This is a genomic window from Gluconobacter sp. OJB, assembly GCF_039638275.1.
Lineage (GTDB): Bacteria > Pseudomonadota > Alphaproteobacteria > Acetobacterales > Acetobacteraceae > Gluconobacter > Gluconobacter cerevisiae.
This window is the reverse complement of sequence record NZ_JBDIWH010000001.1, coordinates 628,860-643,654: the sequence shown is the minus strand read 5'-3', so window position 1 is coordinate 643,654 and position 14,795 is coordinate 628,860. Positions and strand designations below refer to the sequence as shown.

Below are 14,795 nucleotides of genomic sequence, written 5' to 3'. Positions count from 1 at the left end.
TTTTAGAAGCAGAATTTCGCAATCTCATCAGGCCCTGAACAAGAAAACGGGCGCAGAAATATTCCTGCGCCCGATCATCATAGCTTTCAGATCAATAAAGGATCAGGCGCCCACCCCCATAAAAACAAGCGCCGTCGTGACCAGTCCAACCAGAACGGCCAGAATGATGCTGCATTTCAGTGTGAAATGAAGCAGTTCGCCTTCGCGTCCCACCAGCCCGACGGCTGCCGAGGCTACAGCGATGGATTGTGGGGAAATCATTTTTCCCACAGCGCCGCCTACCGTATTTGCGGCTACCAGAAGCTCTCCACTGACTCCGATCTGCCGTCCGGTTGCCGCCTGAAGACCGCCGAACAGCGCATTGGAAGACGTGTCGGACCCCGTAAGAAACACTCCGAGCCAACCGAGAAGCGGTGCAAAGAACGTGAAGGCACCCTTGGTCATAGCGAGGACCAGAGCCAGCGTGGTGGAAAGGCCGGAGTAGTTTGCGAGAAACGCAAAAGCCAACACCATGCCGATGGCATAGATTGGAATGCGCAGTTCACGCAGGGTGTCGCGGAATGTCGCCAAGGCGTCTGTAGGGCGCATCCTGAGGAACAGGACGGTCACAATGCCGGCCAGCAGAATGGCTGTTCCGACCGAAGAAATGAAATCTAGCTTGAAAATTGCGGCATACGGGGTCGGGCTGGGGACAATCGGGGCCGTTTTCAGGACCAGATTGTGCAGTCCTGGAAACTGGATGACGAGTACCGTCCAGTTTAGCGGGCCACCAGCGGCAAACAGCGCCTTGAAGGGCTTGATACTCCAGATTGCAACGAAGGCCGTCAGGATGATGAACGGAGACCAGGCCCGCATAATCTGCGATGAGGTGTAAGACGTGTTGTCAATCACGGCATCGGCAGGGACATCTCCGGTTTCGAAACGGAAAACCCGGTTCGGCTTCCAGAAGCGCAGAAAGACCGGGATGGCAACCATCGTCACCAGTGGCGCAATAATATCAGGAAGTTCCGGCCCGATCAGCAGGGCTGTCAGAGACTGTGTGACGGTGAAGGTTACTCCTGCAACAAGAATAACGGGCCACGTTTCACGGATGCCCCGCACCCCGTCCACAACCGCGACCAGCCAGAATGGAATGATGATGCCGATCGCTAGCAACTGCATCACGACCAGTCGGCCCACGGCATAAGGCTCGGCCCCGATGACCTGCGCGCCGACGATTACGGGAATGCCCATGGCCCCAAATGCGCCAGGTGCCGCATTGGCGATCAGACACAGCCCGGCGGCGTAGATCGGCGGAAAACCAAGCCCGACGAGCAGTGCTGTCGTAATAGCTACAGGCGCGCCAAAACCGGCAGCTCCTTCCAGGAAGGCCCCAAAAGCAAAGGCGACCAGCAGAAGCTGAATGCGCTGGTCTTTTGAAACCGTGGAAATGGAATGGCGGATAATGTCGAACTGACCCGTCCGGACGGAAATCTTGTACAGAAAGACCGCCCCGATAATGATCCAGGAAATCGGCCATAATCCGTAAGCAAAGCCATACAGACAGGCTGCTACAGCCGTGAGGAAAGGCATGCCATAAAACAGGACAGCCAGTGCAAAAGTAATTCCCACAGTAATGGTACAGGCAATATGGCCCTTCATATGCAGGTAAAGAAGGGCGAAAAAGAAAAACAGGATTGGAATAAGGGCGACTGCTCCAGAAATCCAGATGTTGCCTATTGGATCGTAAACCTGTGCCCAGGATGACATTCTGGAGCCTCCAAAATAGAAATTAAGTGATCTTAAGAAAAATTTGTATTTCTCTTGCATTCACAAATGGATCGTATTTTTTGGGAATAATAATAGCAATGAGGGTATTTCGAAAGTTATGGTAAATTTTATGACATACTGTTTTTAATAGTTGGATAAATGAGAATACATCCTTTGATAAATTCGAATAAACCATGATGTTTATCGGTAAAGTTTGTAGTTTGAGATTGAAGAATTTATGAATTATTTCATCTCGATCATTGTAAATTATGAAGTAAAATTGGATGATATGAAATAAAAATTATGGTCTAATGTGGAATATTGAGCGTTATAATTTCTCATGGGAGAGAAGTTAGTTTATAAAATTAAAAACTTAAATGAAATCAGGAAATTTCAAAGATTTTTATTGTAGAATTTCTTTCCTGTGATCGCAGGTCGAACGCGAGGTATGACGTCGCGCTGGAATGCCTTGTGGTGCTCCCGAAAGGGTGAGAAACAGAGGGAACATTATTTCCAGCAATGGGCAGTCAGGTTTTCCATGCAGTTTCGTGTTCTCTGTGCGTCCCTGATCGGGGCAGGCATGCTTGCCTTTTCTTCCAGTGCATTTGCCTGGGGGCCTTATGGTCACGCTATCGTGGCGGATATCGCTCAGGAGCGCCTGACGCCTCAGGCCAGCAAAGCGGCGACAGCCCTGCTGAAGCTTGAAAACCACCAGACCCTTGATCAGGTCGCCTCATGGCCCGATACGATCGGCCATGTTCCCAAGAAGAAGGGAGGCGCGCCCGAGACGCTGAAATGGCATTACGTTGATATCGACGTGTCTCATCCGGCTTATGATCAGGCCCGCGACTGTCCGGACCATGCCTGTGTTGTGGAAAAGCTTCCTGAAGAAATCAAAATCCTCGCCGATACGCATGCATCGCCTCAGGACCGTCTGACCGCTCTGAAATGGGTCGTTCATCTGATGGGCGATATCCATCAACCCCTGCATGCCGCCGAGCGCAACAAGGATATGGGCGGCAACGCAATTCACCTGACGTATTTCGGTAATAACGCCAATGGTCACATGAACCTGCATTCCCTGTGGGATGAAGGAGTGATCGACCATGAAGCGAACCTGCATGTCGGGCCGTTCTACAGCATCGATCCCGCCCGTGCGAAGCAGGAGGCGGATCGTCTCGGTGCCCTGATTACGCCTGATGAAGCGCAATACTGGGTGCAGGATCTGGAAGGCGGCGACGTTCACGACGCGACCGTCAACTGGGCCGATGAAAGCCATTCACTGGCCCGCAGCGTGGCTTATGGTGCGCTTCCGGCAAACAAGGGTGCCGATGTAGGCAAGGCCTACACCGAGCTGACATGGCCGATCATGCAACTGCGTCTCGAACAGGCTGGTGTGCGTCTGGCAGCCGTTCTCAATTCCGCTCTGAATAACGGCTGAGGACGACGCTGCATTCGCTGGATGTCAGGGTTTCTGCATCCAGCCTCCTCCCAGAGACCGGTATAGATGGGCGACGGAGATCGAGACGTTCGCGCTCGAATCAGCCAGAGCGCTTCGGCTGGCCAGAAGGGCATTCTGCGTCGTCAGGACGTTGAGGAAGTCTCCGGCTCCCTGACCGTACTGGAGCTGCGCGATATGAACGGCGGTTTCGTCTTCCGCGACCGTCTCTGCGAGCCTGTTGCGCTGCTCCTGCGCGGCGCTCAGATCCGCCATTGAGTCATCGACCTCTTCCCATGCTTTCAGAAGCGTACACTGCAACGCAATCGCCGCTTCCTTCTGCTGGGCGCGGCGCAGATGAAGCTGTCCGGTCAGGCGACCGCCTTCGAACAAGGGAAGCGTCATGGTCGGACCGAACCCGTATTGACGCGATGCCCATGAGCCCAGCCCGCTGAATTGCAACGCCTGAATATCCAGACTGCCAGATAGTGTTACGCGCGGGAAAAAATCCGCGACTGCCACGCCGATACTCGCCGTCGCGGCATGGAGGTGGTCTTCTGCCGCTCGCACATCGGGTCGGCGTTCAGCCAGTTCGGAGGGCAGACCGACCGGAATCTCAGCAGGGACGGACGGGATGTCTTGAACAGACCCGAGCGTGTCTTTCAGCGCGCCCGGTTGCTGTGCCGTCAGGAAACTTAATGCGTTCAGGAGATGCACTTCCTGATTTTTCAGAACAGGAAGCCGCGCCTCAAAACCATGCATCTGACCGTGGGAATAGGCGACGTCGAGCTTCGTAGCCGTACCCTGAGTAAAACGCAGCTCCGTCAGTTTCACACTGTGTTCTGCAATAGCGATGCTCTGCTGCGTGATACCGATCTGCGTCTGGATATTTCGCAGGTTCAGATAATCCTGCGCAGTTTCCGCCATGAGGGAGACCAGCACATCGCGGCGCAGTTCTTCCGTTTCCTGCATGGCTGCGGTAGCCGCCTCGACCTGTCGCCTTACATGTCCCCAAAAATCGACCTCCCATGACGCACTCAGCCCGTATTGCGGGAGGTTGAATGCCGGATTGCCTTTCGCGCCATCCATTGCAGCCGGTCCAAAGCCCTGCTGACCGCTGGCAATCTCGCCGGGCCCGGCCTGTTGCATGGTTCCCAGAAGGCCGAGAATACCGTTCGTGCTGGCGCGTTCACGGGCATAGGAGGCAGCACCCTCCATATGTGGCATCTGGGCCGCACTGGCGATCCGCCGCTCCGCCTGACTTTCCGTGAAATGCAGGGCGGCTTCACGCAGATCGAGATTGTTGCGTGCTACGTCTTCTTCCAGCGCCGTCAGCGTGGGGTCGCGATAGATCCGCCACCATTGTGCATCGACAATGGATGTCTCCTGCGGATGACTGGCTTCGGGAGAGAGGCTCTGATGCCAGTGCGCGGGCGCCTGCGTGTCGGGGCGGTGATAGTCTGGCCCAACCGTACAGGCAGACAGCGCGGTGAGTGCCAGAAGAAGGCAACGTGAGGTGTGGGACAGGGGATATCTCATTTCCAGAGATACCGTGCATCATGGGAATGGGTGCCCTCGGGCGTGGAAGAGGTGTCGATACGCGCTTCGACCGACATGCCGACACGAACCTTTTCCGCCAGAGGCTGGTCGGGATTAAAAGTCAGCTTGACGGGGACGCGCTGGACCACTTTCGTGAAGTTTCCGGTCGCGTTGTCGGGCTGGATGGCTGCGAATGCGACACCTGTGGCCGGGGCCAGACTGTCCACATGGGCCTTGAGCGGATGACCGGGAAACGTATCAACCCAGACCGTCGCACTCTGTCCGGTCTGGACTTTCGTCAACTGTGTTTCCTGAAAATTCGCCAGCACATAGGCCTTGCGGACCGGCACGACCGCCAGAAGCCCCGTGCCCGGATGGACATAGGCACCGACACGCACGCCGCGTTCGCCCACCACGCCGTCCACCGGCGCGGGAATAGTGCAGTAAGAGAGGTTCAGTTCGGCCTGATGCTCGGCACTTTTTGCCTTCAGAAGCGTACCCTGAGCCTTTTCAAGTTGAGCCTTCAGCACCCCGATCTGCTGTTCAGCGGTACTGGTTCCGGCCTTGTCGCGGGCAAGGGCCGCAACCGCTTCAAGCTGTCGGGCTTCCGCACCCTGCTGCTGTTCGATCGTGCTGGCACCCCCTGCTGACAGATTGCGATACCGGGCCGCATTCTGCCGCGCAAAAGCAAGCGCCGCTTCGTCGGACTGCACGGTATATTTCGCCGCGTCGACGATAGAACCCTGACGGTCCAGCAGGGCCTGAAGATTGTTCACATCGCCCTCAGCCGCAGCCGTATCGCCACGCGCGGCATCCAAAGCCGCGCGGTAATCGTCGTCCTCGATATGGGCAAGTTCTTCCCCGGCATGGACATATTCGTTGTCTTCGGCCAGCACGCGGTCGATGCGGCCCGAGACTTTCGGCGCTACGGTCGTGAAATCGGCCGTGACATAGGCATCGTTGGTCTCTTGACGGATACCGTCGCCCACGAAGAAACGATCCGCCGTCCAGGCGAAGCCGGTCAGCAGGACGACCGCACATCCGGCCAGAAGAAGGGGTTTTCCGTAAATCATATGAGGCAGGTCCGTCAGTGCGCGGTGGCGGGAAGGGAGGAGGGATCGGGTTCGCGGGCGGCAGCAGGCATGGCCGGAGCAGGCCCCTTGCCGGGCGGATAAACCCGTTTCGGCAGCACGGCGGTCAGCGCGACATAGGCGATGCAGAGGCACATCACGACGAAGTAGATGTCCACCAGTGCCAGCGTGATCGACTGCTCGTGCAGATAGGTGTGGAAGATTTGAAGCGTATTGCGCGCCACATGGTCGCCGTCAGGCGAACTGTTGCTGATCACTCCGTGGATCGGATCGCCCATACCGGACAGAGCCGTGGCGTTATTGCCCGACCGGTCCAGCAGCATTGTGGAGTGATACTGTTCCCGACGGCGGAGCAGGATTTCGAAAATGGCCGCTGCAAACGCGTTGGCCATTCCCTTGAGCATATTGACCATGCCCGAGATGAACGGCCCGTCCGCGGGGCCGAGAGACATGGTCGCCAGCATCAGAACCGGGATCACGACCATCGGCTGACCAAGGATCTGAAGCGCCTGTAGGAGATAGAAATTATCCCGCACCCAATCCGGCGTCAGCCAGGTTCCGAGGAAGGCCGCAAGCGTTAGACAGGACATGCCGAATGCCAGAACATAGCGGCAATCCACCCGCGCGGAGTTGCAGAGCGCAGCCGTCAGCGGCAGCATGATGAGCTGGGGCAGGGCGACTGTCAGCGCAACCGGAGCTGCCTGGATCGGTCGGTATCCCCGCACGGCTTCCAGATATGTCATCGGGACTTCCATCATCAGCCCGCAGATGATGAGCACGCCTACGAGTGTCAGCAGAGACATCGTGATGTTGCGGTTTTTCCAGTACTGAAGCCGGAAAAACGGGCTGTGATGGTGCCATTCATGGAACAGGAATCCCACGAACAACGCACCACCCCAGAATGTCAGATGGGAGATGATCGGCGAGCGAAACCAGTCCAGCCGGTCTCCTTGGTACAGCACCGTCACCACACACAGGATGGACGGAACTCCAATAAAGAAGCCACGCCAGTTGAAATTCCGGAACCGTTCGAGATGCACCGGATCGCGCGGCAGTCCGTAGGCCATCATGGCAATGGCGATGATGCTGAAGGGAATGACTTCCCAGTAAAGCCAGCGCCAGCCGACATGCTCGAACCACATGGCTTCCAATGGACCTCCCAGATTAGGGCCGAATGTTGCGCTCATGGCATAGCCGCCAATGCCGAACACCTTGATGGGGGGAGGCAGGTATTTGAGCATGACCGTCATCAGGACGGGTGGCAGACAGCCCGCACTCAGCCCCTGCGCTGCGCGAAGGAAGCACAGCGAAATCATGTCCGGCATGAAGGGCAGGGGGATCGACAGAAGCGCTAATACGGCGGTCATGAAGATCGAGAAGCGATAGATCGAGAACGTCATGTAGAACCAGGGCGTGAACGCCATGGCCGCAATGTTGAAGGCCTCGTAGATCGAGGTGAACCACGTGCCCTCATCGTGCCCGATATGCATTGCGCCGCGGATATCGGCGAGGCCGATTTCGGTAATGTGTTCGTTGAATCCGGCAACATGCACGGCCAGCAGCATCCCGAGACAGCCGACGATCGTCCGCATGCCGAAAGGCGGAATGTAAGACGGCTGCGCGGGCGGCGCACCCGTCGAAGGCGAGGCTGCTGGTTGCATTATGGGGTCTCTTTCGTTGCCCCAAAGCCACTATCCAGAGCGGAGTGGTCCGAAAACCCACGTTTGCAGCAGGTGACGTTTTCACTTTCCGCAAGGGTTATAAAAAACCCTTCCATTTCGGCGCAAAGGCACGGAATATACCAGAAAGCCGCAGGAAACGGAGAGAGCGATGGCTAAACGAACTGACAGTCACAGACGCTACGATCTCGACCTGCTGCGCTATCTTCAGGTTCTTGTGGAAGAAGAAAGCGTCTCGCAAGCAGCCCGTCGGCTGAAGGTGAGCGACGCGGCCATGAGCCGCCATCTTGCAACGCTGCGCACCGTGTTCGGAGATCCTATTCTGGTTCTGTCCGGGCGCCGAATGATGGCCACAGCCTTCGCCAGCCGCATTCGTGACCGGGTCCAGAACATCGTGCGTGAGGCCGATGCCCTGGTGAATGACAGTGAAACGCTTAATCTGCGCCATCTCTCGCCCCGCTTTACGATCCGCGCCAATGACCTTGTCGTCAGTGCGTTCGGGCATGTCATCCTGATGGCCCTCAAGCGAGAGTGCCCAAATTGCAGCGTTGTGTTCGCTCCTGAAACGGAAGAACCGGCCAGTGACGCCCTACGCAACAGCAGGATCGACCTTTATGTCGGCGCTACGGATGATCTGCGGCCCGAAATTATGCGCCAGACCCTGTTTCTGACGTCATTCCGCGCCATGGTGCGCCAAGGACACCCCATTTTCGCACGCGGGATCACGCCGCAGACGCTTGTCGAATATGATCATATCAGCGTCTCCCGAAAAGGGCGGCTCCATGGCCCGATCGACACTGTTTTGCGGGAGCGTTACGGCCTAACCCGACCCATTGCCATGGTTGTCCCGACTTACCATTCCATGATTGAAACCATGCGAGAGACGGACATGATCCTTCCGTTGCCTGATATCGTGATTGACCGTCTTCCCTTGTTGCAAATCCAGCTCGAAGCGTTCGATTTTCCGTTCGACCTTCCTCCCGTTACGTCCTTTCAGGCCTGGCATCCCCGAGTGGACACAGATGGCGTTCATCGTTGGTTGCGCGACACGGTGTTTCAGGTCATCCGTCGCGAGCTCGTCCGTTTCAGAAATGAGCCATTGCGTCCGCCTGAATCCTGATCAGAGAATTTTCTTCACAGATTTTTACAAGATATCGTCGGTTTGAGTTTTACCTGAAGACGTGGAACCACGAAGTCCAGAAAAGCCCGGATGCGTTGCGGGATCTGTTTTCCGCTCTGATAAAGCGCGTGGATGGCTTCTTCGTCCCGCGTACCACGATCTGCCAGAACCTCCACCAGTCTCCCTGTGTTCAGATCGTCGCGCACATGATATTCCGCCAGCCGTGCCAGTCCAGCGCCCCGGATCGCCGCGCGTCGGACAGTCTCACCATTATTGGCGAGCAGCGGCCCTCGAATAATCCGATCCACGACCCGCCCGCGTTCCTGCAATGGCCAGACCGGAGCCGCGCGCTGGAAATTGAAACCCAGACATCGATGACGCTCCAGATCGTCCACGCTCTCAGGCTGTCCGAAGCGTTCCAGATACTCAGGCGCACCGACGATCAGCCGCGGTACGGTTCCCAGATGTCGGGCCATCAGGCTGGAATCCTGAAGCTTTCCCACTCGAAACGCAACATCCGTTCGGTCCAGATACAGGTCTGCCATCTCGTCAGACAGTGACAGATCCACGACGATATCCGGATATGTCGTCCAGAACTCCGGCAGCAGCGGCTCCAGCATCAGCGCTCCGAACGCCACGGAAGCATTGATCCGGATGATTCCCGTCAACTGGACGGCTTTTCTGGAGAGGGAGCCCTCCAGATCGTCCAGTTCCGCAATCAAGGCCTGCGCCCGTTCGTAATAAGCCAGTCCTTCAGACGTGATGGACAGTTTTCGGGTCGAGCGCTCCACAAGCTGAACGCCAAGGCGACTTTCGACGCGTCCGATCAGTTTGCTGACTGTGGAGGGCGTCATCATGGAGAGGCGCGCCGCTTCGGAAAAACTGCCGCTCTCCACGACGCGGAGAAAGATTTTCATCTCGCCCAGACGGTTGTCCATTTTCTGCCTCATCTGTGAAACTGCTTCACAGATTTTGTGGAGATCGTGGCGCTTATCAAGTGGGTATCAGGAGTTCATGATGGCCCAATAGCTCCGATCTGGGGCAATAATGGATATGCAATCATGACAAGAATTCTTCTTTTGAATGGCGGCAAGGTTTTTGCTCATTCTCACGGTCGTCTGAACGATACACTTCAGGCCTTTGCCGCCGACATCCTGTCCAAAAGCGGGCACGATATCCGCCAGACAAAGATCGATGACGGATACGATGTGGAGCAGGAAGTCGGGAACTTCCTGTGGGCTGATCTGATTATCTATCAGTGCCCCGGCTGGTGGATGGGCGTGCCTTGGATCGTCAAGAAATACATGGACGAAATCATGACGGCTGGTCATGGGAAACTGTATGCGAATGATGGCCGCAGCCGTGCACATCCCGAGCGTAAATATGGCTCTGGCGGTCTGGTACAGGGCAAGCATTACATGCTGTCAGCCACTTGGAACGCGCCGGAAGACGCGTTTACGGACCCGGATCAGTTCTTCGAGGGGCGTGGCGTGGATGGGGTTTATTTCCCGTTTCACAAGGCCCATGAATTTCTGGGAATGTCCGCGCTGCCGACGTTTCTGGCGACAGACGTGATGAAGGCGCCAAATGTAGATGCGACGCTCGCGGCCTATCACCAGCATCTGAAAGACGTGATTGGGACGGCGTTTTGAGAGGAGGGGCGGCCTGAGCCGCCCCTTGCCTTACAGGCTCAGTTCAAGCACCCGTCGGCTGACATCCAACGTGATTTCAGCCTGTTCGCCCAGTGCGGTCATGCCGTGGGCATCGAGTTGTGCGACCAGTGGGGCGATGCCGTCTTCGCCGATCTCGTAAGCGGAGAGGCGGGTCGGAATGTTGAGACTTTCGAAGAATTTCTCTGTCCGTACAATGGCAGATTCGATCCGCTCGTCTTCCGTGCCTTCATGCAGGTTCCAGACGCGAGCCGCATATTGCAGGAGCTTGCCGCGTTTGGCGTCCTTCCGGACACGCAGCATGGACGGCAGGACGATGGCCAGCGTCCGGGCATGGTCGATATCGTAACGCGCCGTCAGTTCGTGGCCGATGCTGTGCGTGGACCAGTCCTGCGGCATACCGACGCCGATGATGCCGTTGAGCGCCAGTGTTGCGATCCACATAAAGTTGGCGCGAAGCGTGTAATTTTCGGGCTCTGCAACGACTTGTGGCCCGATTTCGATCAGGCTGAGCAGAAGCCCCTCGGCAAAGCGGTCCTGAGCCAGACCGTCCGCCGGATAGGTCAGATACTGTTCCATGATGTGGACGAAGGAATCCACGACGCCATTCGCAATTTGCCGGACGGGCAGGGAATAAGTGCGGGTTGGGTCCAGAACCGAAAAGCGCGGGAAGACGTGTGGACTGCCGAAAGCCAGTTTCTCGCGGGTGGCATGCCGGGTGATAACGCTGAAGCTGTTCATTTCCGAACCGGTCGCCGGTAGCGTCAGAACCGTTCCCAGTGGCATCGCAGCTTTGACGTTTGCACCATGCGTCGTGAGGATGCTCCACGGATCGCCTTCAAAATCCACGGCCGCAGCTACGAACTTGGTGCCGTCAATGACGGAGCCGCCGCCTACGGCCAGCAGGAAGTCCAGTTTCTCGTTCCGGATCAGTTCGACCGCCTTCATCAGCGTCTCGAAGGTCGGATTGGCTTCGATGCCGCCGAATTCTCGTGTAAAGCGGCCATCCAGCGCCTCGCGGACGGCTGGAAGTGTGCCGTTGCGTTCTGCGCTTGCGCCGCCAAACAGGATCAGGACGCGGGCATCGGTCGGGATCTGTTCCGCCAGCTTCGGGATCGTGTTCTCACCGAAGATAATGCGCGTGGGATTGTAGAATTCAAAATTCTGCATGGTTTCTGCCTTCAGAGTGGGTGTTTCTGATTGCGCCGTCATCAATGCGATCGTTACGGCCTGAATGTACCTGACGTGATCCTAACGCTTTTCGCTGTTTCGACACAGACGGGAAAATATCACCATCAGACGTAGTGTCTTGGATTGTGCATTCTGTCAGAAAGGAAACCGCATTGCGGACAGTTCGTTGTTTCCGGGCGCATGGGCATATCCTGCGAAGCGCGAAATGAGGGTATTGCGATGTACATTGCCATGAATCGTTTCAAGGTTCGGCCTGACAGCGAAGAGGCCTTTCGTCAGAAATGGCTGAGCCGGGATGTCCTGCTCAGAACCGTCCCCGGGTTTGTCAGCTTCCAGTTTCTGCGGGGGCCGGTTCTTGAGGAATATGTTCTGTACGCGTCCCATACCGTTTGGACCTCTTACGAGGCATTTATCGGCTGGACCCGCTCCGAAGAGTTTCGTGTCGCACATGTCGGAGCGGGACAAGGGGCGGTTTTGACGATTGGCCCACCTGTTTTTGAAGGGTTTCAGGTCCTGCAGAATATTGACGCCTGACAGGTGCCTTCTGCTTAAGCTTGCAGGTGTTGTTTTCTGGGTCACCTTGACGCGCAGGTCGTAACGGTTTGTGAATAGATAAATGCAGGACGATCCATGTTCTGTGACCTCTACGAAACCCAGACAGGAAGAACAATGGCTGCCTCTCTCCGCTCCGAAGTCACAACGCTTCTCGATAGCCTTGGCGTGTCGGCAGATCTCTACTCGGGAGGCACTCTCGCTATTACATCGCCGCTAACGGGCGAGCGGATTGCTGAAGTTGCGGAAATCAGCGCGGAAGAGGCGCAAGCGACTATCGGCTGTGCGGTAGAGGCGTTCAAGGTTTGGCGCAGAGTTCCGGCGCCGCGTCGTGGCGAACTGGTCCGCCTGCTGGGTGAGGAATTGCGGGCGAACAAGGATGCGCTCGGGCGGCTGGTGACACTGGAAGTCGGCAAGGTACCGTCCGAAGGTCTGGGCGAAGTGCAGGAAATGATCGATATCTGCGATTTCGCGGTCGGTCTCTCTCGCCAGCTTTACGGTCTGACAATCCCCTCCGAACGACCGGACCATCGCCTGACGGAACAGTGGCATCCCGTTGGGCCGGTCGGCATCATCTCGGCGTTCAACTTTCCGGTCGCCGTCTGGTCGTGGAATGCGGCTCTAGCGCTGGTCTGCGGAGACAGCGTGATCTGGAAGCCTTCGGAAAAGACGCCGCTGACCGCGCTCGCCACGCAGGCTTTGTTCCTGAAGGCGGTAGCACGTTTCGGGAATGACGCACCAACCGCGCTCAGCACATTGCTGGTCGGCGGACGCGATATTGGCGAATTGATGGTGGAAGACCGCCGCGTGCCGGTCATTTCCGCAACCGGCTCGACCCGTATGGGACGTGACGTTGGCGAGCGCGTGGCGCGCCGTTTCGGGCGCTCCATTCTGGAACTCGGCGGTAACAATGCGTCCATCGTCACACCTTCGGCCGATCTGGATCTAACGCTTCGGGCCGTCGCGTTTGGCGCGATGGGAACGGCTGGTCAGCGCTGTACGACATTGCGGCGTCTGTTCGTCCATTCCAGCGTCTATGACACGCTCGTGCCCAAGCTGGTGAATGTCTACAAAAGCATTTCGGTTGGTAATCCGATCGAAGGAGCGGCGCTTGTCGGGCCGCTGATTGACGCGGCGTCCTTCGCAATGATGCAGGGTAGTCTCAAGGCTGCGGTGGATGCGGGCGGTACGGTTCATGGCGGAACCCGCGTCGATGTGAACGGGGAGGCGTCATTTTATGCGCGCCCGGCACTGGTTGAAATGCCGTCTCAGGTGGGGCCTGTGCTGGAAGAGACGTTCGCGCCGATCCTGTACGTCATGAAATATGACACGCTCGATGAGGCCGTAGCTCTTCAGAATGACGTGGTGCAGGGGCTGTCATCTTCGATTTTTGCGACTGATATCCGGGAAGTGGAGCAGTTTCTGTCTGTGCGGGGATCGGATTGTGGCATTGCAAACGTGAATATGGGGCCGTCCGGTGCGGAAATCGGCGGGGCGTTTGGCGGTGAAAAAGAGACAGGCGGTGGCCGTGAGTCCGGTTCGGATTCATGGAAGGCCTATATGCGTCGCCAGACCAATGCCATCAATTATGGGCGCACCCTGCCTCTGGCACAGGGTGTGACGTTTGATGTGGACGGGGGCTGACCCTCAGGGCTTTCCGGCGGAGGCTGGGGGTGTTTGCTTTTCCTCGCTGGCATGGGTGATGCTGAGCCGGTCATGGGTGGGGGACCAGGGAAGAGCCTTTTCCTCCACATGGCCGGGCGGGGGCACATAGTCCTCAAGCCAGAGTTTACCGGCCATGGGATTGATCAGGATGTTGAAGTGCTTGAGCACGTCCATCCCAAGAATATTGAACTCCGCATCCGGGACGACATCCAGCGTGATGTCGTGCAGTGTGTGTGAACCAAGTTGCAGCGTGTTGAAGTGATGTCTGTGTCCGAGCAGGACTTCCCCCGCGCCAACACGGATTTCGTCGTCCTGTTTGAGGAGGTGGCGTGAAATCCCCATCTTCCGCGCTACCCATTGCTGGATAATGGAGCGGTTGGCGCTGGTATTGATCTGCATGTCCACCTTGTGACCATCCAGCAGAGCCGTCACCTGATTGAGTTGCGGAGACTCATCATCAAGGGATGTCAGGGGAATGACAGGTCCTGTGTCTTTCAGGAGGGTTCCGATATCCGGGCAATCCGCAGCAGTATCGTAAGTGAAAATACCGATTTTCTGCGAATATCTGTCGATGAGTAGATGATATTGCCCAAGGATGTCCCATCCGAGATCCATCATCAGAAGCAGGCCATCCGGCGTTTTGGGTGGGCGCTCATTGACCAGCAGGGCTGTCATGTCCTTGAGCACGGATTGACCGACCTGGAGGCTTTTGATCGTGGTGGAATAGTTTCCGCCCGTTCCTGTGACGGACATGGTTCTGATAGGGTCAAGGCGGTAGAAATCAAACCCTTTTGCATCCCAGACGCTGGTTCGGGTTGTGAATGTTGAGAAAAAAGATCCGACATCATGGCCATTGATCTGGACATGAATAACGGGAGCGCCAGCCGGGTTGAGGAAGGGGAGGACTTCGCTCATCGTGACACAGTCATGGATGTTTCGAGCGTGCGCAGGTGAGCAAAGCACGAGAGTAATTGCCGCTAATACGGGAATATTGCGCCACAAGGTCAGTCTGCCCATCACTGATCCTTGCTGAGTGGTCAGGGAGTCCTGAACAGATATTGTCGTGTTGTGTTATAAAACCCAAATGGTTTTATGCGATCG

The 14,795-nt window shown here is 56.7% G+C and carries 12 protein-coding genes; 5 read left to right on the top strand and 7 right to left on the bottom strand.

Going from position 1 to position 14,795, the window contains the following annotated elements:
- Positions 1–102: 102 nt before the first annotated feature.
- A complete protein-coding gene (locus ABDK74_RS02925) occupies positions 103–1,749 on the bottom strand; it encodes a lactate permease LctP family transporter (protein ID WP_346002640.1) in 1,647 nt (548 codons plus the stop codon).
- Between the two features lie 538 nt (positions 1,750–2,287).
- On the opposite strand from ABDK74_RS02925, the gene ABDK74_RS02920 reads away from it, so the two are divergent.
- Entirely contained in the window at positions 2,288–3,190 is a 903-nt protein-coding gene (locus ABDK74_RS02920; RefSeq protein ID WP_346002639.1) for a S1/P1 nuclease, read from the top strand.
- A 24-nt stretch (positions 3,191–3,214) separates the two neighbouring features.
- Here ABDK74_RS02920 and ABDK74_RS02915 read toward each other — a convergent pair whose 3' ends face one another.
- Genes ABDK74_RS02915 through ABDK74_RS02905 form a run of 3 tightly spaced genes read right to left on the bottom strand, consistent with a single transcriptional unit; the run spans position 3,215 to position 7,478 of the window.
- Complete coding sequence (locus tag ABDK74_RS02915; RefSeq protein WP_346002638.1) at positions 3,215–4,726, bottom strand: efflux transporter outer membrane subunit; 1,512 nt, start codon at positions 4,724–4,726, stop codon at positions 3,215–3,217.
- Positions 4,723–5,799 (bottom strand): HlyD family secretion protein, encoded by a 1,077-nt coding sequence (locus tag ABDK74_RS02910; protein WP_346002637.1) that lies wholly within the window; start codon positions 5,797–5,799, stop codon positions 4,723–4,725. The genes ABDK74_RS02915 and ABDK74_RS02910 overlap by 4 nt, the downstream gene beginning before the upstream one ends.
- Before the next feature lie 14 nt (positions 5,800–5,813).
- The gene (locus ABDK74_RS02905; RefSeq protein ID WP_346002636.1) at positions 5,814–7,478 is read right to left on the bottom strand and encodes an MFS transporter; all 1,665 of its coding nucleotides are present in this window, start codon (positions 7,476–7,478) and stop codon (positions 5,814–5,816) included.
- Between the two features lie 169 nt (positions 7,479–7,647).
- Between ABDK74_RS02905 and ABDK74_RS02900 the strand changes: the two genes are divergently transcribed.
- On the top strand, positions 7,648–8,616 hold the full coding sequence (locus ABDK74_RS02900; RefSeq protein WP_346002635.1) for a LysR family transcriptional regulator: 969 nt from the start codon (positions 7,648–7,650) through the stop codon (positions 8,614–8,616).
- 14 nt (positions 8,617–8,630) lie between these two features.
- On the opposite strand, the gene ABDK74_RS02895 is transcribed toward ABDK74_RS02900, so the two are convergent.
- Positions 8,631–9,554, bottom strand: coding sequence for a LysR family transcriptional regulator (locus tag ABDK74_RS02895; protein WP_346002634.1), 924 nt, complete (start codon positions 9,552–9,554; stop codon positions 8,631–8,633).
- A 123-nt stretch (positions 9,555–9,677) separates the two neighbouring features.
- On the opposite strand from ABDK74_RS02895, the gene ABDK74_RS02890 reads away from it, so the two are divergent.
- Positions 9,678–10,268: an NAD(P)H-dependent oxidoreductase gene (locus ABDK74_RS02890; RefSeq protein WP_346002633.1), complete on the top strand. Its 591-nt coding sequence runs from the start codon at positions 9,678–9,680 to the stop codon at positions 10,266–10,268.
- Positions 10,269–10,298: 30 nt separating this feature from the next.
- Here ABDK74_RS02890 and ABDK74_RS02885 read toward each other — a convergent pair whose 3' ends face one another.
- Positions 10,299–11,456 carry an iron-containing alcohol dehydrogenase gene (locus tag ABDK74_RS02885; RefSeq protein WP_346002632.1) on the bottom strand — a complete coding sequence of 386 codons (1,158 nt, stop codon included), beginning with the start codon at positions 11,454–11,456 and terminating at the stop codon, positions 10,299–10,301.
- Positions 11,457–11,696: 240 nt separating this feature from the next.
- Here ABDK74_RS02885 and ABDK74_RS02880 point away from each other — a divergent pair, with 240 nt between their 5' ends.
- The gene (locus tag ABDK74_RS02880; RefSeq protein WP_346002631.1) at positions 11,697–12,011 is read left to right on the top strand and encodes an antibiotic biosynthesis monooxygenase; all 315 of its coding nucleotides are present in this window, start codon (positions 11,697–11,699) and stop codon (positions 12,009–12,011) included.
- Positions 12,012–12,146: 135 nt separating this feature from the next.
- On the top strand, positions 12,147–13,673 hold the full coding sequence (locus ABDK74_RS02875) for an aldehyde dehydrogenase family protein (RefSeq protein ID WP_346002630.1): 1,527 nt from the start codon (positions 12,147–12,149) through the stop codon (positions 13,671–13,673).
- 3 nt (positions 13,674–13,676) lie between these two features.
- Here the strand turns inward: ABDK74_RS02875 and ABDK74_RS02870 are convergent, their stop codons facing one another.
- On the bottom strand, positions 13,677–14,609 hold the full coding sequence (locus ABDK74_RS02870; protein ID WP_346002629.1) for a retropepsin-like aspartic protease: 933 nt from the start codon (positions 14,607–14,609) through the stop codon (positions 13,677–13,679).
- Between the last annotated feature and the right edge of the window lie 186 nt (positions 14,610–14,795).